Source organism: Paraflavitalea sp., from assembly GCF_059502485.1.
The window spans coordinates 3,025,342-3,051,523 of record NZ_JCACET010000008.1 but is presented as its reverse complement, the minus strand read 5'-3'; the positions used below and the strand labels follow the sequence as shown (position 1 = coordinate 3,051,523).

Genomic DNA, 26,182 nt, shown 5'->3' with positions numbered 1-26,182 from the left:
AGGCCGCTAAGCCTGCTGTCGTTCAAAAGAGAATATTATAATTTATTGATTACCAGAACTTGATATACAAGGCGGCCAGGATCATCAGCGTGATAACGATCAGCACCAATGTAGCAGGCTTAACCTTGAACATAGAACCGTCGATCTCGAACGCCTTAGGATTCACCTTAGGACCAGCAAGGCTGATACCCACCATGGTAGCCACAGTGATAAAGAACGACCAGCCCATATTGATCAGGAACGGAATCTCTACAATAGTCTTCAATTCACCCTTCTCAACCTTCTGATATTCAAAAGCAGTATACATCCAGGTTTCGCGACCGAAGATATCCACAGCATAGTTGTTGAAGAAGATAGCCAGCGCAAAACCGAGGATCACACCCACCAGGGCAGCCGTACCAGTCGTACGCTTCCAGAACATACCCAGAATGAACATGGCGAATACACCAGGGCTGATGAAGCCAGTGTACTTCTGGATAAAGGTAAAGCCACCTTCACCACCGATACCCAGCAAGTCTTCCCAGGTAAAGATCAGGGAGATAATGATAGCCGCTACAACAGTCATACGGCCGATCCACACCATCTTCGTCTCATCTACATTCTTATTAACGTATTTCTTATGAATATCAAGCGTGTAGATGGTAGAGATACTGTTCAGCTTACCAGCCAGAGAGGCGATAATAGCAGCTGTCAATGCAGCGATAGCCAACCCTTGCAAACCATTAGGCAGGAAGCCCAGGATCGCAGAATAAGCGCCGTCCTTGCTCGCCAGCTGAGGCAGGTGACCATTCTTATACAATACCCACGCAGCAATACCGGGCAGCATTACGATGATAGGCATCATCAGCTTCAGGAAACCGGCAAACAAGATACCCGTACGGGCAGTTTGCAGGTCAGCGCCCAGCGCACGTTGAGTGATATATTGGTTACAACCCCAGTAATTCAGGTTCACGATCCACTGACCGGCAAAATACATGGCGATGCCGGGCAACACCACATACTTCTGAATTTCAAGGTTCAGCGGCGTATCAATCTTACCCACCGTACCCGATGGCTTGTCCAATATCATTTTGAAGTGCTCCGGAGAATCCTGCAACAGCGCCTTGAAACCGGCAATGGCACCTTGGCCAACACCCAGTTTCTCGGCAACGATCGTCAAAGCCAGGTAAGTAGTAGCAAGACCACCAACGATCAATACTGCTACCTGGATTACGTCCGTATAGCCAATTACCTTCATACCACCCAGCGTGATGATCAGCGCGCACACAGCCAGCGCCAGCATAATGGCATGGAGATATTCACCACCCAATAAGCCATTGATGGCCACTGCACCGAGATACAGGATAGAAGTCAGGTTTACGAATACATACAAGAACAACCAGAATACCGCCATGATCAAAGCCACGGTCTCATTATACCGGGTCTTGAGGAACTGCGGCATCGTATAGATCTTATTCTTAAGATAGATCGGGATGAACCAGATGGCAATAATAATGAGCGCCAGCGCAGCGATCCACTCATACGCAGCAACAGCAGTACCCACAAAAAAACCCTCACCACTCATACCAATAAACTGCTCAGCAGAAATATTGGAGGCGATCAGGGAAGCGCCAATGGCCCACCAGGTCAAAGAACCCTCGGCCAGGAAGAAATCCTTTGTATCCATCGCAGCCTTCTTTTTCCGGCGGTAGATCCAGTATCCGTAAGAACCTACCAGGACAAAGTAGAGTACGATGATTAAATAATCGTAAGACACAAGACTGTTATTCATACGCAGAAACCGTTTAGAGGTTGTTTTAGAAGATGGTTATAAATTGGGTGAAGAAAGGCTTGAATAGCTGAAGAGAAGAACGACTGTTAGTATGACGAGTACCGACTACGTTTAATTTCATATATGCAAAGCACTTTTCAAACGTGAAAAATAGCGATTATTTTAATAAAAAGCACACCATACTGTTCAATCCTTGGACGTTGTGTATCAAATTTTAATAATAACAGCACCGCTTGTCCCGGATATCTGGCACTATGAGCAAAATGAAAGCACCTGCCAGCGGCGAGGTGCCCTCATCTTTATGAATTTTAATGTGTAAAGCTTACACTCATCGCTTATTTATAATACGCTTCATTCCACCGCAGCTCATTCTTAAGCTGATACAGGTTAGTGTCCTTGTTGATCAGCACAAACTCAACACCGGCAATCTCAGCAAAGTCTTGCAGATACTCGGAAGTGAGGTTTTGGCTATAACCAGTATGGTGAGCGCCACCAGCCAGGATCCAGGCCGCACAGGCAGTCTTCATATCCGGCAATGGCTTCCACAACACCCGTGCAACAGGCAGTTTGGGCAGGTCCTGTTCAGCCTCTACCGCTTCCACCTCGTTTACGAGGAAACGGAAACGATTACCCATATCGATCAAAGAAGCATTGAGTGCCTTACCCGGTGCGCTATTGAACACGAGGCGCACAGGATCTTCTTTACCACCAATACCCAGCGCATGCACTTCACAGGAAGGCTTGGCTTCAGCTATAGATTCACAAATTTCAAGCATGTGAGAACCGAGCACGAGCGGGTTACGAGGATTGAAGTGGTAAGTATAATCCTCCATGAAAGAGTTACCACCAGGTAAACCCTGTCCCATTACCTTCATAGCCCGCACCAGGGCCGCAGTTTTCCAGTCACCCTCACCGGCAAAGCCATACCCGCTGCCCATCAGGCGCTGAGAAGCGATACCAGGCAGCTGTTTCATGCCATGCAAGTCTTCAAACGTATCAGAGTAACCCTTATAATTACCGTCTTCCAGGAACGCGCGCATGCCGAGTTCGATCCGCGCAGCATCGACCAGCGAAGAATAGCGGCTGCCACCCTTCTTCAACACGTCCATCAGCTTATACTTATCGTTATACTCCTGGATCAGTTTCTCAACCGAAGCATCAGAAACCTCATTAATAACCTTCACGAGGTCACCAATACCATGTGTATTAACAGAGAAACCAAACTTGTATTCAGCCTCCACCTTGTCACCGTCGGTAACCGCAACATAACGCATGTTATCGCCAAAGCGAACAAAGCGGGCGCCTTGCCAATCGTGCCAGCCGGCAGCAACACGGCTCCACACATTGATGCGCTCCAGCACCTCTTCATCCTGCCAGTGGCCCACCACTACTTTGCGGTTCAGGCGCATGCGCGTCATGATGAAACCAAATTCACGGTCACCATGCGCACTCTGGTTCAGATTCATAAAGTCCATATCGATATCACCCCAGGGAATATCACGATTGAACTGCGTATGCAAATGCAATAAAGGCTTGTTGAGGATCTTCAGACCGCCAATCCACATCTTGGCAGGCGAGAAAGTATGCATCCAGGCAATGATACCAATACAGTTAGGAGCAGTATTCGCATCCTGGCATACCTTATAAATTTCTTCAGGCGACTTCACAGTGGGTTTCCACTGAACAGTCACAGGTATCTTGGTAGAAGCGTTCAGGGCAGTAGCAATCGTTTGAGCGTGATCAGCCACTTGCTTCAGGGTCTCCGGGCCATACAAATGCTGACTACCGGTTACAAACCAAACTTCCAAAGTCTTTAAATTGATCATCTATCGTTTATTTACTGTTTTGAATTCTTCTTATTCAGAAAATGTCATTTCAAGATCGAAGCAAACGCATTGCCGATTGCTGACTGCCGATTGCCGGCTTACGCCTGCCCATAATACGAATCCGGCCCATGCTTCCTTTCATAATGCTTACGGATCAACGCATCCTTCAGCCGCGGCGCATTAGGATTGATCCGCTCCGTCAACAATGCCATCTGCGCCACATTCTCCAACACAGCACTGTTATACACAGCCTTGGCAGCCGTCTTCCCCCAGGTAAAAGGAGCATGATTACCCACGAGGATCATCTCTACTTCCTCATAATTATATCCCTTAGCCTCCAGGCAATTGATGATCTGGAAACCAGTTTCATATTCATAATCCCCTTTGATCATGGCGTCATCCATAGGAGGCGCACAAGGAATATCAACAGTATTATGATCGGCATGCGTAGTACCGAAAATAGGAATATCACGCTGGGATTGAGCCCACGCAGTAGCATACGTGGAATGCGTATGAACAATGCCCCCGATCTTCTCCCAATGCTTGTACAACACGGCATGCGTTTTGGTATCCGAGGAAGGACGCATCGTTCCCTCTACAGTCTTACCATCGAAGTCAACGATCACCATGTTGTCGGGCGATAAAGAAACATAAGGAACACCACTGGGCTTGATGGCAAACACACCGGCACTGCGGTCAACCGCACTCACATTACCAAAAGTAAATAACACGAGGCCTAAAGCCGGAAGCTGCATGTTAGCCTCATACGCTTCCTCACGAATATGTTGATAACGACTCATTGTTTCTAAACTATGTATTGTAGTTTTTCTGAATACTGGATTCTGAATGCTGGATTCTTGACTTACTTCGTATGATCTTCCACAAATCCTCCCAACTCATGATACTGCCTGTAGCGCTTTGCATACAGCGGTACCTTCTTCGCATCAGGGAAATACTCCACATCGAAGCCCTGTCCCATCGCCGCCATCGCATCCTCTACTTTAGAGTAGAGCCCCGCAGCAGTAGCCGCAAACATGGCAGCACCGGCAGCACAAGTTTGCTCAGAACGGTGAATGCGGATAGGCATGTCCATTACATCAGCCATCATCTGCATGATGAAAGGCGACTTACGCGCCACACCACCCAATCCGATCAGGCCCTTCACAGGCACACCCTCATGATTGAAGCGGTCAACGATACTTTTAGCACCAAAGCAGGTAGCCTCCACAACAGCCCTGAACACACGCGGAGCATCACTGCCCAGGTGCAGGTTAGAGATCACCCCCTTCAGCAACTGGTTGGCATCTGGCGTACGACGACCATTGAACCAATCCACAGCCAGCTCGCTTTTTTCATCAAAAGGCAAAGCCTCAGCTTGCTTGCTAAGAGACGGGATAATTTTACCCAGCGTTTCCTCAGCCAGCTTGGCCGCAGTATCCTTATCGATCAGAGAAGATTGAGACAACAATTGTTGAACAGGCCAGCCCAGCACATTCCGGAACCAGGCATACGCATCGCCAAAAGCTGATTGACCAGCCTCCAGCCCGATCATGCCGGGAATCACAGAACCATCCACCTGACCACAAATCCCCTTCACCAGCTTACCCTCCATGTCGGCCTTGGGCGCCACCAGCATATCGCAGGTAGAAGTACCCATTACCTTACTTAAATGATAAGGCTCGATCTGGCCACCCACAGCGCCCATATGAGCGTCGAAAGCGCCAATACCGATTACCACGTCAGTAGAAAGCCCCAGACGCTCAGCCCAGGCCCCGCTGAGTTTGCCCGCAGGCTTGTCGGCCGTATAAGTATCCTTAAACAATCTTGAAGTAAAACCTTTTAGCACAGGGTCGAGAGAAGAGAAGAACTCATCAGGAGGCAAACCACCAAACTCAGCCGCCCACAAAGACTTGTGACCAGCCGAACATACGCCGCGCCGGATATCCTGCGCACGCTGACCGCCGGTAAGTAAGAACGGGATCCAGTCACAATGCTCTGCCCAGGAATAACAGGCCTTGCGAACCTGCTCATCGGCACGCAACACGTGCAGCAGCTTTGCCCAGAACCACTCCGAAGAATAAATACCACCCACATACTGCAGGTAGTTCACATCGAAACGCTCGGCATGAGCATTGATCTCCGCAGCCTCCTTTACCGATGTATGGTCCTTCCACAATACAAACATAGCATTGGGATTCTGCTCAAAACCTGGCAGCAGCGCCAGCGGCGTACCGCTTTCGTCTACCGCAACCGGCGAAGAACCCGTAGTATCGATGGAAATAGCTTTTACCTGGGCAGCTACAGAAGCGCCGGCCTGCTGCAAACAACTCTTAATACTTTGCTCCAGCCCTTCCACATAATCCAGCGGGTGCTGGCGAAACTGGCTGGCGGCAGCATTACAATACAAACCGTCCTTCCAGCGGGGATAGGGAAACACAGCAGCAGCAATCTCTTTTCCGTTGGCAGCATTTACTACAATGGAGCGTACAGAATCTGTTCCGTAATCTACTCCTATAACATATTGATCACTTTTCATGAGGCAATTCGTGTCAAGGTAACACTTATTATTTTATGTACAAAAGAATTAACAAAAAAGGACTTTACCAAATACGTTACAGCCAACGCAAATCTACCAAAGTAACCTAATTAACAAAGTCAAAATATGATTTACCTTATACAGATAATAACCAATTCACTATCAACCTCCCCCACCACCCGCCCGATCCGGTCAGCAGTAGCCGGCAAGCAGGAGGTCAAAAAATAAATGTAATTATGACAATTATTGAAAGAAATATGTTATTTTGCTACATACTTGCAACACTGCTATATGAAAAGAACCATGCTCCACAAAGGGTTGATTACCCTGTACGCGCGGCACCTTTGCCATCACCTGTTCCAATTGGTCAATTCGTCTCATTTCCCAAAACATAAGAATCTCTTTTATAATTACACAGTTGTTTTGTTTATTACAAGCAGGCCTGCTGTTTCCACAGCAGGCTTAATTACATTTGAAAAACCATGCACCAATCAAATATAAACTTATGAAGCGATTGTTATTCGTTCCCCTGGTATTAGCCGTCTATCTCACAACACAGGCACAGAATGAGATCACGGTCAATGCCGACGACGCCAAACTCACCATCAGTAAACAGATATATGGCCACTTTGCAGAACACCTCGGCCGCTGCGTGTACGGTGGGTTCTATGTAGGAGAAAACAGCAAAATACCCAATACAGCAGGTGTGCGCAACGATGTAGTGGCGGCCCTGAAGAAACTAAAGATAGCCAACCTCCGCTGGCCCGGCGGCTGCTTTGCCGACACCTACCACTGGAAAGATGGCATCGGCCCCAAAGACAAACGCCCCACGATCGTAAACACCTGGTGGGGAGGCGTCACAGAAAACAACAGCTTCGGTACCCACGACTTTCTCAACATGTGTGAGCTGATCGGAACAGAACCCTACCTCGCCGGCAATGTAGGCAGCGGTACAGTTCAGGAGTTGGCGGACTGGGTACAATACGTCAGCTTCGCCGGCGAAAGCCCCATGTCCAACCTCCGCAAACAAAACGGCCGCGAAAAACCCTGGAACGTAAAATACTGGGGTGTAGGCAACGAAGCCTGGGGCTGTGGCGGTAACATGCGTCCCGAATACTATGCAGACATCTACCGCAAATACGCCACCTTCATGACGGGCTGGAGCGAAGGCAACATCTTCCGCATCGCCTCCGGCGCCAACTCGGCCGACTATAACTGGACAGAAGTCCTCATGAAAAATATACCCCGCAACATGGTAAGCGGCGTAGCCCTGCACCACTATTCAGTGATCGACTGGAACAAAAAAGGACCAGCCACCGGCTTTTCGGAAGAACAATACTTCACTACCATGAAACGCGCGTGGCAAATGGATTCACTGGTGATAAAGCATTCCGCCATCATGGACAAATACGATCCGAACAAACGCATCGCACTGGTGGTAGACGAATGGGGCGGCTGGTACGATGTAGAACCCGGCACCAACCCCGGCTTTCTCTACCAGCAAAACACAATGCGCGATGCGATGATTGCTGGCATAACCCTCAACATCTTCCACAACCATTGCGACCGCGTGCGCATGGCCAACCTCGCACAAACCATCAACGTGTTGCAGGCAGTATTACTCACGAACGAAGAAAAACTCATCCTAACGCCAACATACCACGTGATGGAAATGTACAACGTGCACCAGGATGCTAAGCTCCTGCCCATCACCATCAAAACAAAAGACTATACACTGGGCAGCGACAAACTCCCGGCAGTTTCCTGTTCAGCCTCCCGCGACTCCCTCGGAGCCACCCATATATCACTGGTAAACATCGACGCAAAAAACATGCAGGAGATCACCATCAACCTCAAAGGAGGAAAGTACAACAACATCACAGGAAAGATATTGGCCTCAGCCAAAATACAGGACCACAACACCTTTGAAAACCCTGACAAAATTAAGCCGGCAGCATTCAGCGGCGCTACCCTCAAAGGAAGCACCCTCACCGTAAAACTGCCCGCCTGCTCAGTCGTAGTATTGGAATTGAAATAACGCTAACGCTCTGCGAGGCTTGTAGCCTCGCAGCACTATTCCCGGGCTTTAAGCCCGCTTACAAAGCAACACTATATGAGGACCATAACAGCACATATGAAATCAATCACAGCTTTGCTGGCCGCCGCTTGCCTTACAGCCGGCACCACTTCAGCCCAAACCACACAAGCATTCACAGTAAAGGCAAACCAGCTCAAGACACCCATACAAAAAACGATGTGGGGCATCTTCTTCGAAGACATCAACTTCGGCGCCGACGGTGGCATCTATGCCGAGCTGGTCAAGAACAGATCATTCGAATTTGCAACACCCCTCATGGGATGGCGCGAGCAAAAACAGAATGCCGACGGCTCCATACTCATCATCAACCGTGGCGACCAAAGCAATCCCCGCTTCGCCCGTTTCACCATCCGCTCAGCGAGTGGATATGGTGTGAGCAATGAAGGCTTCCGCGGCATGGGCATCACAGCCAACGACAAATATGATTTTTCCCTGCTCGCACGCGCACAGGAAGGCAACACCAAACTCCGCATAGAACTGGTCAATGCAGCTAACCAAAAAATAGGAGAAACCAGCATAACCCTCTCCGGCAAAGAGTGGAAAAAATACACGGCCACCATCACGGCCACTGCTACAGAGCCCAAAGCCAAACTCAACATCTGGTTTGAAGGCACAGGCATGGTAGATGCCGATATGATCTCCCTGTTCCCACAAAAAACCTGGAAGAACAGGCCGGGTGGCCTGCGTGCCGACCTGGTACAACTCCTGGCCGATATGAAACCGGGCTTCCTCCGTTTTCCCGGAGGCTGCATCGTGGAAGGCCGCGAACTGGACACCCGCTACCAGTGGAAAAAGACAATCGGCCCGGTTGACCAACGTGAGCAGATCGTGAACCGCTGGAACACGGAGTTCCGCCACAAACTCACCCCCGATTATTACCAATCCTTTGGCCTCGGCTTTTATGAATACTTCCTGCTGTCGGAAGACATTGGCGCCGAACCCTTGCCCATCCTCAACTGCGGCATGGCCTGCCAGTTCAACACATCAGAAGTAGTACCCACAGAAGAGCTGGACCAATATATCCAGGACGCACTGGACCTCATCGAATTTGCAAATGGTTCTGCCGATAGCAAGTGGGGTAAGGTGCGCACCCAGATGGGACACCCAGCCCCCTTCAACCTCAAACTGCTGGGCGTAGGCAACGAACAATGGGGCGAGCAATACATAGAACGATATAAGCTTTTCGCCAAGGCTATCAAAGAAAAGTACCCTGCGGTTCAGCTGATCAGCAGCGTTGGCCCCAACCCCGATGGCCCATTATTCGACTACCTCAACCCCACCCTACGTGGACTGAAAGCCGACATACTGGACGAACATTATTATCGGGCGCCCGATTGGTTCCTGAAGAATGCTAAACGATACGACGAATACGATCGCAATGGACCTAAAATATTTGCCGGCGAGTACGCAGCACAAAGCAAAGCCATCGCCAGCCCCGACAACATCAACAACTGGCAGTGTGCACTATCAGAAGCAGCCTTCATGACTGGCCTCGAACGCAACGCCGACGTAGTACACATGGCTTCCTACGCACCCTTGTTTGCCCATGCAGAAGGATGGCAATGGACCCCAGACCTCATCTGGTTCAACAACCTCCAGTCATACGGCACCCCCAACTACTACGTCCAAAAAATGTATGGTGTAAATAAAGGCACACACGTAGTACCCATGACGCTGAACAATGAAACAGTAACTGGACAGAATGGCCTCTACGCCAATGCAGCCATCGATAGCGCAGCCAAAGAAGTGATCATAAAGCTGGTAAATACAGGAGCCATCGCGCACAACAGTGAGATAACGATCGAAGGTGTAAAGAAACTGGCCACCACGGCTACAACAGACGTATTGAAAAATGCCGACCTGCAACAAGCCAACACATTCGCGCAGCCTGCCACCGTTAGTCCCACCCAGGAAACCATCAAACTGAAAGGAAAGAAAGTGCCGGTCACCCTGGCCCCCTATTCCTTCCAGGTAATCAAGGTAAAAATGCTGTAACTCCAAACGACTTGCCATGCATCCAAAAACACTCCTCCTTTCCCTCACCCTGGTCCTGCTCGCAGCCACTGCCTCTGCACAAACGGCACAGCCGGCACAAACAACACAACCGGGCGTCCACGATCCGGTCATGATCAAGCAGGACGACGTTTACTACCTCTTCTGTACAGGCAGAGGCATTAGCGTCTTTTCATCGAAGGACATGAAGACATGGCAACGGGAGAAGCAAGTGTTCGATACCTTACCTTGGGGCGTGCAGTCAGTCAAGGGCTTCAGGAACCACATCTGGGCGCCGGACATCTCCTTCCACAATGGCCAGTACTACCTGTTCTATTCCGTATCGGCCTTTGGGAAAAACACCTCCTGCATCGGCGTAGCCACCAATAAGACCCTCCATCCCAATGATCCCAACTTCAAATGGATCGACCACGGCAAAGTCATTGAATCTGTCCCCGGCAGGGACATGTGGAATGCGATAGACCCTAACGTCATCTGGGACGAACAGGACCAACCCTGGCTGGCCTTCGGTTCCTTTTGGAATGGACTCAAGCTGGTAAAGCTCAACCAGCAACTCACAGCCATCGACACACCACAACAATGGCACAGCATCGCCAGCCGGAAATTGAACTACTATACCCCCGACTCATCAGCCGGCGACGGCGCAATAGAAGCCCCTTTTCTCTTTAAAAAAGGAAATTACTATTACCAGTTTGCCTCGATAGATTATTGCTGCAAGGGAGAACAAAGTACCTATAAAATGATTGTAGGCCGCTCCGAGAAACTCACAGGACCTTACATTGACAAAGCAGGCGTTTCCCTCCTGAAAAGTGGAGGCACGATCGTGCTGCAGGGAGATAAAGACTGGCATGGCGTGGGACACAATGCCGTATGCACATTCGACGGCGTCGACTACCTCGTATTCCATGGCTACGATGCCAAAGACCGCGGCCGCTCAAAACTCCGCATCGAAAAACTCACCTGGAAAGACGGCTGGCCCGAAGTAGTGAAATAACACAATGTTTTGTCATTTCGAGCCCTCCATGCGCTGCAAAAACAACAACCAGATTGGAGGGCGAGAAATCTGCTATCGAAGCAAACGACAGCTAAAAAGTAAGGAACTAACAGCTAACTCCTGCTAAATCAGATTGTGCGCGTTAGGAATGATATTAAGGAAGTTGTGAAACTTGGAGTTATACTTACGTTTATCCAGTTTATAATAAAAGGCGCCACGTTTGGAGCTCTCCTTTTCCTTCTCCTTTTGCTTCACCAATAAACCGGTAGACAACACCTTGCGGCTGAAGTTCCGTTTATCAATCTCCGCATCATAGATACCCTCATACAACGTTTGCAATTGCGGCAGCGTAAACTTGTCGGGCAATAGTTCAAAGAGAATCGGATGCAGTGCAGCCTTGTATTGCAGCCTGTCCTTTGCCATTTCAATCATCGCTTCATGGTCAAAGATCAGGCGGGGATGCTTATGAATAGGGAACCATTCAGCATGATAATCGTCGTTGATCTGCTGCTGGTACTTACGGATATCGATCAGGCTGAAATAAACGATAGAAGCAGTACGCTCCAGTGGGTCACGGCCGGGATGGCCAAAAGCATGCAGTTGCTCCATATATACACCGCCAAGCCCCGTAAGCTCCTTCAATACCCGGGCAGCCGCTTCTTCAAAACTTTCAGTAGGCTTCACAAAGCCCCCCATAAGGCTCCACTTACCCCTTTCCGGTTCAAAGCCACGTTGAATAACCAATAATTTCAACTCCTGACCATCAAAACCAAAAATGATACAATCTACGGCTACAAGCAATCGGGTTTGTTGAGAGTAACGTTTCATAGTTCAGTGCTAAATATGGATAAAAATAACAAACATTAAACTATGGCAAAGTTTTTATATAGCTTCCTTGTCTCTTTTCCCTATTTTAGGCAAACAACTGCAAACGTATGCGTTACCGATTATCCGCCGGTTTACTTATATTGATCACATTTACACTGACCGCCTGCCACTCGACCATGACACTCCAACAATTACAACAAGACATCACCGCCACCCTTAGCAAGCAGGAAGGAACATATGCAGTAACTTTCAAAGACCTCGGCACCGGCGCCACCTTCCAGATCAACGGCGACACAACCTTCCATGCCGCCAGCACCATGAAAACACCCGTACTGATCGAAGTATATAAACAAGCCGCAGCAGGCACCCTGTCCCTCACGGACTCTATAACCGTCAAAAATGAGTTCCACAGCATCGTAGACAGCAGCACCTATAGCCTCAACCCCGACGACGACAGCGAGAAACAACTCTACACCCACATAGGCGCCAAAAGAACCCTCTACGACCTGGTTTATGACATGATCATCATGAGCAGCAACCTGGCCACCAACATCGTTATAGAATATGTAGACGCAAAAAAGGTAACCCAAACCATGCGCAGCCTGGGCGCCAAAGACATACAAGTACTCCGGGGAGTGGAAGACAGCAAAGCCTATCAGCAAAAACTGAACAATACCACAACGGCCAACGACCTCATGATCATCTTCGAAAAGATAGCTAATGGGCAGGCCATTGACAGCACCGCCTCACAAGCCATGATCCAAATACTCCTCGACCAGAAGTTTAACGAGATCATCCCCGCCAGGCTACCCAAAGATGTAAAAGTAGCCCACAAAACCGGCAACATCACTGGTGTACAACACGACTCCGGCATCGTGTTCCTGCCAGACGGACGTAAATATGTATTGGTCATGCTGTCAAAAGGCATCAAAGATGAAAAAGCCGCTATAGCAGCAATGGCAGAAGCATCAGAACAGATCTATCAGTACATGACGCAACCAAAGAACTAACCATATAATAAAACAAGGTCCCAGCACCGAAGCACCAGGACCTTCATATAAACTATAAAGTTATTATCATTTAATGCTTCTTCACAGCCTTTTTCTCTAACACCTCAATCCGCTCCTGTTGTTGCTTCAGTAACTTATTCTGCTCGATCACATACAACGTAAGCTCCTCGATCTTCTTCAACAAAACAGCCTGATTGTCACCAACATCAACACCCTCTTTAGCTACTTCCGTTGCAGAAGGCACACCCGGCAGATGACGATGCTCCTGGATGTACTTTTCTACTTCAGGTAGCGGAAGCAGTTGATAGTTCCGCTCAAATACATAATCAGCCCAGCTCTCCGCATCCACGCGCACCTTACGTGCACGAACATTTCCTTGTACATATAGTTTGTAATCCCCATTCACGATATCTGCGCCCCCAATGCCTACCCTGCCATTGGTGCCAATACGGATGCCCTCAATGTTATTGGACTTAAAGATCAAGGCAGTAGCATCAGTTGTACCAATAAAGCTTCCAGCTCCGGGACTACTATTACCAGTCAATCCCCAACCAGCGGTACCGCCGCCGCTGGCAGTCTGCCAGGAAGCAACACCATTGGCATCACTCGTAAGCACCTTGCCCGCGCCGGCACCTGTAGGAATGTGAAGACTGCTGGCCCATACGGTACCATTTACTTGCAGCTTATTGCCATTATCCGTAGAAGTGCCGATTAAAGTATTGCCGCTGGTAGTATTCAAACGGTTTGCCCCGGTTGTATTCTCATAAGCTATGTGTGTACTACCTCCCAGGTTGGTAACCGTTGGATTATAATAAATCCCTCTGATAGTACTTGCCGTACCATTAGTGGTGTTAATCTCATTATCGATACGAATAGTGGCCACATTATAACCAGTCGTGTTTGGATTTCCCCACCCCTGCTTGATCCTTATAATACTGGCACTACCATAAAAGTCCCTCAATACACCATACGCATTTTCAAACACGAAGTTCTCACTTACACCTCCCTGGTTAGACGTCTGAAACCGTACAGGAGTGTAAGCTGCATCATCTACCCGTATCCCCTGGTGCACGCCAAAGGTGGTAACATCTGCACCTTTCATAATAGCAAAAGACCCAACTTTAATAGAAGATTGAATTCTTGCTACACCATTCAGATCAAATTCATACCCTCCATCAGTAGTATGACCAATTAGCATACGGCCATTGTTCAGGATTCTAAGCCTCTCTACATTGCCGGTCTTGAATACGAGCGGCTGGGCATCAGTGGTACCAATAAAATCAGTACCGGGTGCAGTTCCACCATTACCGCCAAGTCCCCAACCACTGCCACCACTACCTCCATCATTTACCAGGATCACATTACCAGTAGCATCCAATCCCAACACCTTACCATTGCCAGCAACCGCAGTAGAGGAACTATTAAGTTGAGTAAACTGCAAGCCACTGGTACCGGCAGTAGCACCGGCAATAGAAAGACGGTTTCCGGGAGTAGCCGTACCTATACCCACATTCCCTTGCTGCGTGCCGATCAGGATATTACCATTGTTTTTGGTCGTACCACCTTTCACACCACCATCGATATAGACGTTACCACCATCATACCCAGAACTGACGTTTCCACCAAGGCCCCCAAACAAGTATAAATCTACTCCCCTGTTATCCCCATATTGCGGAACCGGAGCACCTAATTTTATAGATGTGCTGCCATTTACATCACTCGATGTCAGGATCGACGTGCTATGATGCGTCAAAGAAAATGTCTTATCAGCAGGGAAACCCATAAAGACGTTTCCATAACTGGGGTGCTTTAGCTCAACACTAAGATTGGCAAATCCCGTCAAACGGATTGCACCAGTATATTCCTGCAACTCTAAAACGTTACCGGTAGTACGTGATATATGAGTATTAAGATCGTGCCAGTAAATGTTTTCACCTCCACCCAATCTTAAACCCCTGCTATTGATGGTACCCTCTACATTCATTTTAAAACCATTATCCGTAGTAGTACCTATCAGTACATTACCATTGGACATAAATCGTGCCCTTTCCTGGTTATTAGTTCTTACTGCCAGGTCCTGGTTATCTATAGTACCCAGGAAATGCGTGGTAGGATTAGAGCCAGTAGACCCTGTCAACGGCCATACTGAACCCGCCCCGCCCACATCATTCACCAACACCACATTACCGCTGGCATCCAGTGAAAGCACTTTACCATTACCAGTACCCGCCGTAGCCGTATTATTCAACTGAGTAAATTGTAGACCGCTTGTACCCGCCGTTGCACCGGCAATTGAAAGACGATTGCCCGGACTCGTAGTGCCAATACCCACGTTACCAGTCGGGTCTACCACAAGCCTTGGCAGCGCAGCATTCTGGTCCCAGATAAAGAACTTATTGGTCAACCCAAAGTAAGACTCGGCAGCATTACCAACGCCAAGGTGATACATTCTGCCGGTACCCTTCATCTGGAACATCACATATCCATCATTCAGCGCATCTTCCAGGATCATTACTGGGTTGTAATTACCCGAAGTATTCTTGTATACATGTAGCGGAGCAAATGGACTACCCGTGCGTATTCCCACGTTACCGGTACCCGTTAAAGTAAGATTATAGGTACTGAGGTTGATACCCGTATTTCCAGTAAGTGTACCACCAAGCGAAACTTTTCGGGTCGTTCCACTGCCACTGGCAGTAACACCATTGTCTGCATCATACACCTGCTGTGAAAAAACAGGCTGTACACAAATACCCAGGAATAGCGTAATACAAAATGCGGATAAAGGCTTCATATACTGTTTTAGGGATTTAAACAAAACCGTTATTAAAGCAATATTTTATAATACTCACTGAATTGATCGCCGCCAGCCAATGCTATACACTTACGCAGACATGCATTCCGGGAAGCATCATCATGTACATGCCCATCGATCTGGGAAATTTCAAAAAGCATCAGTTCGATAAGCACTTCCAGAAAACTTTCTACACTCTTTGCAGCCTCGTATGCCTCATCACCCTCATCATCTACCACAATTATTTTTCCACTCTTCTTGTGAATGGCATAGTAGAAGCTATAAGTAAGATTGGATGCAAATACCCGGAACACTCGAGTAACTTCAATTTCGGACAGAACATAAAAAAAACGGCTAAATGGACGTACACCAGAAAGGTTTGTAGACTCCACGATGTAGCCAGCACAGTCACGTAGATCATCAGGAAGCTCCTTCGAACGTATGACCTTTACCCGCTCATCCAGGTTGTTCTTTTCCTCGAACACGGTAAGTAACCGTTGACAGGTATCTAAAAAAAGATTCACTAATTCGTTCTGCTGCATAAAATATCTATTTCTTTTGAGTAGTTTTTGGCTCCGTTTTCGTCTCGGCTGGTGGCGGAGGAGGCTGTTTTTCAAGTGGCTTTATCCCTACCAGCGTAAACTTCTTTTCCCCATTGTACCTGTAATAAATGAAAGCATGTGTCACCGCTGTTTTTGTTTCTACAGTAGCCGTCTTTGAATCTTTATAAAAACTGTTCCATCCGCCCGCAATGAACTTTCCTCCGCCTGCCTTCGATAAATCAGGGAACTGCTTATCATTGATTGCTTGTTCTACTTCGTAATCTGTCGCGTAATATACACCAAAAATACCCCTGCTCTGTTCCGAACTATTATTTCCTTCTGCCCCTACTACAAACCCATCATACTCCTTGCTCATGGTAGCGTCGAAAGCAAAATCGGCAAAATCATCGTTGTACCCGCTCAAAATAAGATCCGCGTTTGGCATTGGATTTCCCTGCGCGAAATCAACCAGTGCAAGAATCATTGTAGCAGATAGCAATACCTTGGCGGCAGGCTTACCAAACTTATGCCACAGCTTTGTAAAGCCCTTTCCGCGATGTAATTGTCGGGGCAGACCGTACGAAGTAGTAGGTCCATGGTTTAAGTGATGTATCTCTAAGACCTGATCCTTGAAATTTTCAAACACCTTAAACTTATTGATAAAAGTCGGATCAGAGGTCGGAGACAATCCCAGATCTATCAAAGCATTATTCCTCGCGCTGAAAGCATCCTTGGTTCGGCCCCTGATCTGGTCCCAGGCCCATGCAGCATTATACTTGCGCCCCTTCCTGATGATCGTTCTGACTTCAATGCCACCTTTTGTCTTAAATACATCAGGCGCTTTACTCATATCAACTTTAAGTTCTTTGAGTAAGTATTGAGGCGGGTTTTCTGACGCACCGTCAAGATCGATAAACCAAACCGGTTTATTACCGGCATACTGATAGGGCGTATACCACGGGTATGATTGCGACAGAGGATCCGAACTCAGGAACCTGCCTATTCGTGGATCATAGATCCGCAGACCAAAATCAATCTGGTTACCCTCACCCTTTGCATCATTATCATTTTCCTTTCCATTAAATCCAAAACGGTAATCAGATAGCCCCCATTTACGGCCAGGCATGATCATACCAAAAGGATAATAGTCAGTAGCACTTAACACCTCAGCCTCGTAATGATCTATAGTACCGTTATTATCAGCATCGACACCCGTTTTCCTGTCGCTGATCACCGTCATCACAGTACCCAGGTGATTGACAAGCTCATAACTACGTTGACCTACAACAACATTACCGGATGGGGGATTAGAAGGAGCTTCGTTAGGATCGGGCCTCCAGACACCCAGCCGGTTACGGCCATACAGGTGCTGCTCGGTTTTAACAGGTTCTTGCTGTCCGGGAGGCGATTCAGTCCATTTATAGACAGCAAGGATTCTCGCCTCCGCATCCCGCACATAATAATTCCACACCCTTGTAGAAGCCTGTCCTGTTGAAGTTATCCTCTTTATGATACGATTGCCGGAAAGGTCATGCCAAAAAGAGCTCTCTACCACATCATAATTTGGTTCCAGGTTCACGTATGAACTTAACTTCCCATACGGGTCCCAATGGATATATTCTATATCCTCCGAAATATCCTTGACAAGGTTCCCAACCTTATCATACCAATAATTATTTGATTGCTGAGTAACAACATCGAGAGGTTTGCCGGAAGGCGTAGTATACCCCCCTGCCGGAACAGGATCGATAACATGCAATAATTTATTATTTATCAACCGCCCATTCGCATCGCGATTATAGATGTACTCAAGATTATCCATCATCGGAGCGCTCGGATTAGCGCCATACCGTTGATAAGCCAGGATATTTCCATTGCCATCATAAGCTACATTCTCCTGATAATCCTGTACAATATTGCTGTTACTCCAGCTATTGCCCGAACCGATCGTATGCATACGCATTTGCTTCAGCCGGTGAAGCTGATCATAGCGGTAAGAGTAACCAGTAACAGCTCCATTATTCAGTTTACTAAGCGCAAGAGTAGTATGCGTGATATTACCATTGTACAGGCCAACACCCGTACCTGTGCCTGGTGGAGATGCCTGATAGTTTAGTGGGAAGGCAACCCCGCTACCAATAGGACTGTAATCATTATTAAAATAACCGATACTGAAGGCCATTACATCCCGCCCATGCTGAGAGAAAGAAGAACCCGGCTTGCCGTCCTGCGCCATATCAGCATTGGGGTCCAGGCGATGACTGTTGATACCTTTTAGCCACCCTTGCAACGTATAAGCATAATCAATCCCCTGCACCTTCAAATGACCAAGCTCAGTCCTTGCCAAAGGACCATGCAGGAAATAACGATAAGAAGCTTCAGTATTCCATATCAATTTATCGCGACTCGTACGGGCCTCGATGATACGATTATCGGCATCATATTGGTAATCATAGAAAAACTGATCACTGGTACCATCATTAAGTCTTACCCTGTTTACCTTACCGCTCACCAGGTCATAATCATAATCGATGCGGGAAAGAAAATAATTATTGTCCGGCCGCATATAAGCCTGGTGCATCATCTTTACATTACCGGCTATATCATAAGAGTAAAGACATTTATACACCGGCCTGCTGGCATTATTCTGATCGTCGATATATACAGTCGAAGCCACACGGCCGCGCAAATTGGTATACTCACCCTGGCCTCCATAAGCATCCGCTGGAGGTGCGTCATACAGCAGCTGTTTTATATGACGCCTGTAGCCTCCGGTACTAAAAGATTCCATAAATCCTGTTCTCCGTACCTCGGTTTCGTTTACAGTCGCAGGATCACTTTGCCGGACACCGGTTTCAACAACACGACCAAAAACATCATGTCGTGTATAAGTATAAGTATTGGAATAATTATTGAAATTGGTAGATTCCAGTTGTTCCGCATTCTGCGAAACAGCCAGCCGGCCTATCCGGTCATACCACACCTGCGTAGTGCCTTCATCAGGAGTAGTATGTCGGATTACCTGATCGTTACTATTAAAAACGTAAGTAGAAGACAGCCCATGCTGAGGTACAATAAAGCGGCTTACATACTCCGTAGTGCTGCCTGGCCCTGTAGTCGTCTCGCCACCAGCAGCAGGAACATTGAAGCGCCCCCAGGTGAGTATAGGAAGCCCTGATACACCAGGCGAAAGACACGAACTTTTATAATTGGCATATACAGTAGCATCGCTGAGCGTATTGCTATAGAAACGAACATGTTTTAATAAAGCCAGCTCTTCCGCCGGCAGCGTAAATCCAGAAGCTATTTCCCAGGCAAAAGGATAAGGAGGCGCGTTGATAGCTGGCAACAAAGTAAGCTTTCGGCCATCAAGGTAAAGATCCCAGATGGCGCTATTGAAGCTCGTACTTTGAACCACCAGGTGAGACCAGGGTTGTAAAGCAGATTGACTGATGTCGGCAATAGCATGGTTAGTAAGCGTAATTTCAATAGCGGTACTTCCCGGAGTCAGGCTATACAACTCAACCCATAACCTTTTATCATGAATAGCTACCTGGTAAAAATATTTATTGTCGGGCGTAATAATGCGTACCTGCCTCGACGGACTGTTACTGCTGCTATGTAACCAGAACTCCAGGGATTTCCCGGTATTATTTTGTAAGGCAGAACTGAGTGCATTGAAAGTAACAGTTTTGTTCTCGGTAGCAGGTATACCAGAGCCCGTGCAGGTAGAAGCATCGAAACCACGATATTCTTCCACAAGGTCCGTTTCAGCACTGCTCAACAAACGCACACCTTCCGGCGGAATAGTCTTTACCAGGTTGTTGCTTTGATCAAAATAGAATAATGTGTAATGATATTCATATTGATCTCCTTCGATGAAGGCAGAAGCATTACTGCTAAGGCATTTCGAAACATAACGATTCCTGAACTTACTGCGTTCAAGCGCTATATACAGATCATACTCCTGTCCGGCCCGCTCATAGGCGCCTTTGATAGCAGGTGCTACGCAGGCCAGATAATCCTGAACGATCAGCGGAGAGGCCGGCTTATTATACAACACAGCCTGAGCATCCATAGAACAGCGGCTTTGGAAGCCTATGTATTCACTGGAAGAAAGAGCATACCCCAACTGGTGGTTCATATAGTTGGTGAAAAGCGTATAATACAACTTACTGTTCGTATTGATGCCTGGGAACAAAGCCAGGAAAGCCGTATTGAGAGATGCAATACGCGTACAGCTTACAAAAGGATGATCGCTATTAGCAGGGGCCGGACTGGCAAGCGCAGCAGGCAGCATAATTGGATCAGCCAGATAACGGCATGAAATGGTGCATCGGCTTTCAAGGTCTGCAAGCTGAGCCTGTGTTAATACAAAATCCTCCTGCAACTCCTGCTTAAGCCAGTCATAAAAGCTACTGGCGCCGGAAGTATTGAACCTTGTCTTTAAAGCAGTCAGGTTACTGCATAATCCGGTAGATATCTCACCCGAATTAGGATTAAGTTCAATAGGAGTTTTATCGTGCGGATAAGGCTTATCCAGCAAATAAGGGCTGAATCCCTGTTGTACCAGCGAAGAGCCAATAATCCCGTTGAATGCATCGGCAAAAGTATTGTAAGGTACAGATGGAACCTGGTTAGAAGGTAGCGTGCTGGCCGGACGTATTGTAGCAGCAGTACCTCCCAGTTGTATGTTCTTTTGAGCAATGGCATATAGAACATTTACCAACTGTTCGATCATATTGTCGGTAACAGCATTAAAAGTCGGAGCTTCCTCATCCCGTACAGCTTTCAGCCGGTTACGCCAGTTTGTTCTCAGTGGCTCCAGATCATCAATTGCCCTGTTACGTAAACCCTGCAACATGTCAGCTTCAGTAGGTGCAGAGGTAGGAGCATTGGCAATCAGGCAATTCTGATAAGCAGCCTCATTCACATACTCGTTAAAAACACGGCTCTTATAGACATACAGTTGATAACGCGGATCGGAGGAGCAGCGCGAAGGTATTGGAGGAGGAGCAACGGGTGGGCATTCCGTAGATTCAGGAAATACATAATAAGAGATGCGCGTTACCTCTTCTTCCTCCATTGCATAATTATTATTGGCATCATGCCATTCATCAACAAACTGCCCAAGGTAAACCCTGTCTTCACCAGGTTGCATAACCACTGTAAAAGGATCCATGAAAACCGGATTCCAATAACTTGTCATCTCCATATAGCCATGGATAATTACCGGCCTGTTTACTGGTCCACCATTATGCACATAATACCTGTCATGGCTCGAAAAGGTATATTGGGGACCGGTAGTAGTATTGAAGTTGACATCCTCATAATGAAAGTTGGAAGGTATAGGGCAAGGTCCCGGATCAACAGGATCGCCACTACAATTACCCAGGTTGCTGCCACTTTGCGGAGCACAGGTAACAGATAAAACAGCCTGCACCACATCAAACCTGGAGGTAGACAACAACAATACCTGTAAAGCACCTTTCTGCGCAGTAACGGTGTGCTGGGTGATGGACATATCAACACCACTTCTGACAGTATAAGTAACAATGTAAGTGGCCGGAAAAGGTTGCATGCCTTCATTATACTGCAGAAATACATCCCAGCTATCCCTTCCCGTTCCAATAGTCTTTCGGGTAAACGCAGTCAAAGGCAGGTTCACACAGGGAGGCTCCGAAAGCGCATCGCCACCAACAAAACAATTGACGCAGAAAGGATTCACTTGTTCCTTTACGATGCGCACGTATTTACTCTTGATCTTTAAATAATATTCCCTGTATAGCTCCCATTCCCGCGTTACAGACCGGCAGGAATTATCAGGCGCACAGCTTGTCCAGGAGCTGACAAACTGATTACCGGTAGTATTGAAAGCAACCGGCTTACAATACAATTGCCAATCGATATACTGAAAAATATTTTTACCAGGCAATACATTTCCTGACTCATCCTTTACAATAAAGCCGATAGCATTCGATAAATTATTGAGATCAGCTTGCATTTCATCGAGATAGCTACTGCCTCTTCCGCCATTGAAGAAGGGATCCATATTTAACAAGGCCATCATATTCGACCTGTTGTAATAATTGCCACCGGTAGCATCTGCACCGGTCACAACAACATCCCGTAGCAATTTGTCGAAATTGTAGCTTCGTTCATTATTCAGGTTCTGATTAGCATAGCTGGCATCCTTACACCAGAGGTAACTACAATATTCAATATGCTTCTTTACAAAAAGGTCTGCCCATTCAGGATGTTCTGTATAAACCTTTATGAAATCCTGCTCAGATAGATTTCGTACCAATACAGCATTACCGTCATCATCCGTATAACTTAAATTATAGATATCTTCATTACCTGACTCATTTAACTTATAATAACGAAGTACATTGATATCCCGCTCCAGGTATAGAAAAGTCTCACTATTATACAAAGCATATTGACCGCCAGGACGCACGTCAGCCTTCATCTGTTCAAGGTAGGTATCACAGGCAGAAACAACATTGCAGGACGCGGAGAGCAGTCCACACCTTTGCTTCAATGTCATCCAGGTATTATCGATCCAGTATCTTATTGGATTACCGGTAGCTATCGCGCCAATATCGATACCCACAAACTTACCACCCGACAACAGTTCAATCACCTTTTCACGGAAAACATCCATGCTGTTTCCTAACAGCTTACATTCTTCGCACGTTGTATAACAACCGTTAAGATCAAGAGCTATCAATTCCGACAGGAAAAAATCCTGCAACTTTTTTAAATTGGAGTTATGTTCGATATAATAATCGACCTGGTAGCTCACAGCATCCTCCTTTAGCCGCAACGTATAGGTAACATAATATTCACCAACCTTATCCACTGACACAGGCACTGTACCGGTAACAGGGGCAACGTTGGAATTGCAGGTTACATCATTTAGCAAAAAAGCAGTGCTGACCGTCCCTCCACCTTTTAGCACACCACAATCGTTACGCACCTCTATTAAAACCTCATAATGACAATTACTACAGAACTGACTACTCTGTCCATGCGTAGTAATGAGAGAAGCCGGATTGATGCTATAATGAACATTGAACGTTCCGGTAACAGCCGCCATAAAAGTGGCAGTAGAGCGCATCATCATCGCGGCTGCATCACGATTGAAGTTGATGGGACTGATCAGACGTTGATTAAGTGTTGTCCGGGCCTCTGAAGAATTGGAAGATAATTGATCCACACTACTTGGATTGCCACCAGCAAGAGCAGTAGCGATTACCTTCCCTTTGGCATCTAAATAAGTAACGTTGATCTGACCATTGGGGTCCACAACCATATTCTTTAGATAATGAGACGCATCGCCCATCTCAGCACCAAATAAACGGTCCAGTTCCTTTTGAGAGGGCTTACCATAATAATATTGGCTCTCATGGCCACTGCCAATCTGAAAAGCGCTGCCTACCCCACCCTGACGGCGAAGACGTCCGGTATTATCCGGCGTATATTGAGTTAAAGCATAAGGGAAACCATCGGCATTGGGCACATTACCAGTAAAGTAAAACTCAGGGTCGTTGATAAAACTATTGCTTGGAGAAAAATATTGACTGGAGCCACTGCTAATACCCATGGGAAGCGCACCTGCAGCACAGCTGCCATCAGGAGAATTTACATTCAACAGAATATCGGTATGAGAATAGGGTTGATTGGAAGGGTTCTTATTGAAACCTGAATAATAAGCAAGGCTTTTACTCCGCACAGGCGCAGGTATCACGTTGATAGCCGGCCGGCCCATATTATCATAAATAGTCTCTTGTACGACCGCAGTTTCCTGCCGGTCTACAGGGCTGCCATTCTTTAAAGTCTGATTGCTGTTTACAAGAGATACCGATTGCCGGGTCCGGAGCGTACCATCAGCAAAATCTACCACCTCCTTCCGCTTGCCATCTTCCGCAAAAGCAGCCGTATATTTCCAGTTCATGCCCGGCTCAAAAGCATCGATAGCCTCGATAGCTGTTTTATTGGATTCATCCCTGTATAGCCAATTGGTTTGAATACGTAATGTAGAGTTCGAGATAGGTTGATAATAAGCACCACGTACCCGCACCAAAACATACCCATCACCATAAGCTAGATTTATGACGTAAGAAGGAACAGTAACAGTTACACGGGTATTATCGTTACGCATCCATTCTTCCAAAATGGCGTCAGGGATATCAACAACACCATTAGAAGTATACAGATTATTGATATCGGCAGCACGGCCACTTTGAGCATCAATAAAAGCCCACTCCACATCATACTCTTCTGAATTATTAAAATCAGCTACGTCCCAGGCAATAGTCAACTGACGATCCTGTTCACTCAATCCGATCCGCTGCATTGTCATGCCACCATTATTGGACTGTTGATTTACCTGGCTTAAATGAAGAAAACCATTAACCTGCGGGTTGAAAGGATACTTTCTTTCCACCAGGATTTGATTCTTCACCCGGAAAACAGCAGGAACATCTTCACCTAATTCCTGGGATTTAATCGAATTGATTACTACAATGACCTTAAAAGCATTTTTAAACTTATACAAAGCACTTACCGGATGGAAACTACCCTTGGTGGTATCATATTTAACAACAAGATCAACATTGCTGATCTCATCGGGCGTTTGCTGATCCCTGCTGGTAAAATACTTGATGGTAACATTCAATGAACAGGTAAAAGAACGATTATAATAAAACACAGAGGTATCGGAACGCAGCTCGAAAGAAACAATATTATTCACCGAAAGATGATTGAGCTGATTCCACTCAAGCAAAGGCAAATGCAGGAACTTGTCATCCACTACAGTACAGGAGTCACCCTTTTTGATCTTCCCGCTCAGTGTTTGGATATATGATTCACTGGCTGCCAGTAAAGTTGCCGGAATCATCAGCAGCAACCACGCCAGCACATGTCTCTGTATCATATTTTTTAACATAGAATAAGCTTACTGTTCCTGATTGAATGCAATATGTACTTCGTAATCCTTGTATTTGTCTGTAGGAATCACCTCTTTACCACGCAAAGCCACCACCTCACGCATCATATCATTCACTCCTCTTCCAGCCGTTTGCCGGTAGCGGTAATCGATTTGAGTAACCCACACCCTGTTCGCATTTGTGCTATCGGAAACCATAGCATCCTTCCACCATTCGATAGTTGCGTTCTTTAATTGATAAGTCTTCGCATCATAAGATATCCGGTATTGCCTGATCTCCGGATTGAAATCACTTTTAAAAGAAAGCGTTCGTTCCAGTTCATTTCCCGTTACCTCACCAACCAGCCTGAATGCGGCAGTGTCACTAAACAACAGGTCCACCGATTGTTGAAGAGAAGAACCATTTCTTGTCTGGTTTTCCATTGCCTCGGCAATAACCATGATTCGGTTTACAGTATCCAGTTGTACCATCAGTTGCTCATTGGCAAACGTTTGCAGGTGACTTAAGCGTGTATACATACCATTCCCTTGCTTTATAAGCTCAAAGCTCGACTGTTCCTTTACCTGCCGCCGGTCTTCACCATCATATAATCTTATATTGCCACCCAGGTTCAATACAGTATCATGTTGAAGATAGCGGGCACATAGTTGCTGAAACTCTGCCCTGGCATTCGGTTGCACAACATGTTCCTCCTTGCCAAACCAATCGGCATTGTTACCAGCCATGGTGATCAGCACACCAATAGCCAGCAGTACAGAAAGCAGCAACAGAAACCTTATTTTTCTCATACAATTGATTGTTTCATTAACTAAAATG

At 46.9% G+C, this 26,182-nt stretch carries 13 protein-coding genes; 4 read left to right on the top strand and 9 right to left on the bottom strand.

Annotation, left to right across the window (positions count from 1 at the left end):
- Window positions 1-49: 49 nt before the first annotated feature.
- The 4 genes from AC5JBY_RS14710 to AC5JBY_RS14695 all read right to left on the bottom strand — a co-directional run bounded on the left by AC5JBY_RS14710 (window position 50) and on the right by AC5JBY_RS14695 (window position 6,133).
- Window positions 50-1,771, bottom strand: a complete 1,722-nt coding sequence (locus AC5JBY_RS14710; protein ID WP_495905366.1) for a sodium:solute symporter family transporter — start codon at window positions 1,769-1,771, stop codon at window positions 50-52.
- 335 nt (window positions 1,772-2,106) lie between these two features.
- Window positions 2,107-3,597, bottom strand: a complete 1,491-nt coding sequence (gene araA / locus AC5JBY_RS14705) for an L-arabinose isomerase (RefSeq protein WP_495905365.1) — start codon at window positions 3,595-3,597, stop codon at window positions 2,107-2,109.
- 98 nt (window positions 3,598-3,695) lie between these two features.
- Window positions 3,696-4,397, bottom strand: coding sequence for an L-ribulose-5-phosphate 4-epimerase (locus tag AC5JBY_RS14700; RefSeq protein WP_495905364.1), 702 nt, complete (start codon window positions 4,395-4,397; stop codon window positions 3,696-3,698).
- 62 nt (window positions 4,398-4,459) lie between these two features.
- Window positions 4,460-6,133, bottom strand: a complete 1,674-nt coding sequence (locus tag AC5JBY_RS14695) for a ribulokinase (protein ID WP_495905363.1) — start codon at window positions 6,131-6,133, stop codon at window positions 4,460-4,462.
- A gap of 505 nt (window positions 6,134-6,638) precedes the next feature.
- Between AC5JBY_RS14695 and AC5JBY_RS14690 the strand changes: the two genes are divergently transcribed.
- The 3 genes from AC5JBY_RS14690 to AC5JBY_RS14680 all read left to right on the top strand — a co-directional run bounded on the left by AC5JBY_RS14690 (window position 6,639) and on the right by AC5JBY_RS14680 (window position 11,238).
- Window positions 6,639-8,171 (top strand): alpha-N-arabinofuranosidase, encoded by a 1,533-nt coding sequence (locus AC5JBY_RS14690; RefSeq protein WP_495905362.1) that lies wholly within the window; start codon window positions 6,639-6,641, stop codon window positions 8,169-8,171.
- Window positions 8,172-8,267: 96 nt separating this feature from the next.
- The gene (locus AC5JBY_RS14685; RefSeq protein ID WP_495905361.1) at window positions 8,268-10,226 is read left to right on the top strand and encodes an alpha-L-arabinofuranosidase family protein; all 1,959 of its coding nucleotides are present in this window, start codon (window positions 8,268-8,270) and stop codon (window positions 10,224-10,226) included.
- A 16-nt stretch (window positions 10,227-10,242) separates the two neighbouring features.
- Window positions 10,243-11,238, top strand: a complete 996-nt coding sequence (locus AC5JBY_RS14680; RefSeq protein WP_495905360.1) for an arabinan endo-1,5-alpha-L-arabinosidase — start codon at window positions 10,243-10,245, stop codon at window positions 11,236-11,238.
- 123 nt (window positions 11,239-11,361) lie between these two features.
- Here the strand turns inward: AC5JBY_RS14680 and AC5JBY_RS14675 are convergent, their stop codons facing one another.
- Window positions 11,362-12,066 carry an NUDIX hydrolase gene (locus AC5JBY_RS14675; RefSeq protein WP_495905359.1) on the bottom strand — a complete coding sequence of 235 codons (705 nt, stop codon included), beginning with the start codon at window positions 12,064-12,066 and terminating at the stop codon, window positions 11,362-11,364.
- A 107-nt stretch (window positions 12,067-12,173) separates the two neighbouring features.
- On the opposite strand from AC5JBY_RS14675, the gene AC5JBY_RS14670 reads away from it, so the two are divergent.
- Entirely contained in the window at window positions 12,174-13,076 is a 903-nt protein-coding gene (locus AC5JBY_RS14670) for a serine hydrolase (RefSeq protein WP_495905358.1), read from the top strand.
- 70 nt (window positions 13,077-13,146) lie between these two features.
- Here AC5JBY_RS14670 and AC5JBY_RS14665 read toward each other — a convergent pair whose 3' ends face one another.
- From AC5JBY_RS14665 to AC5JBY_RS14650, 4 genes are read right to left on the bottom strand one after another with little or no spacing between them, the layout of a single operon-like run.
- Entirely contained in the window at window positions 13,147-15,870 is a 2,724-nt protein-coding gene (locus AC5JBY_RS14665) for a hypothetical protein (RefSeq protein ID WP_495905357.1), read from the bottom strand.
- Window positions 15,871-15,902: 32 nt separating this feature from the next.
- Window positions 15,903-16,412, bottom strand: coding sequence for a hypothetical protein (locus AC5JBY_RS14660; RefSeq protein ID WP_495905356.1), 510 nt, complete (start codon window positions 16,410-16,412; stop codon window positions 15,903-15,905).
- Window positions 16,413-16,419: 7 nt separating this feature from the next.
- A complete protein-coding gene (locus AC5JBY_RS14655) occupies window positions 16,420-25,353 on the bottom strand; it encodes an RHS repeat-associated core domain-containing protein (RefSeq protein ID WP_495905355.1) in 8,934 nt (2,977 codons plus the stop codon).
- Window positions 25,354-25,374: 21 nt separating this feature from the next.
- Window positions 25,375-26,154 (bottom strand): hypothetical protein, encoded by a 780-nt coding sequence (locus AC5JBY_RS14650; RefSeq protein ID WP_495905354.1) that lies wholly within the window; start codon window positions 26,152-26,154, stop codon window positions 25,375-25,377.
- Between the last annotated feature and the right edge of the window lie 28 nt (window positions 26,155-26,182).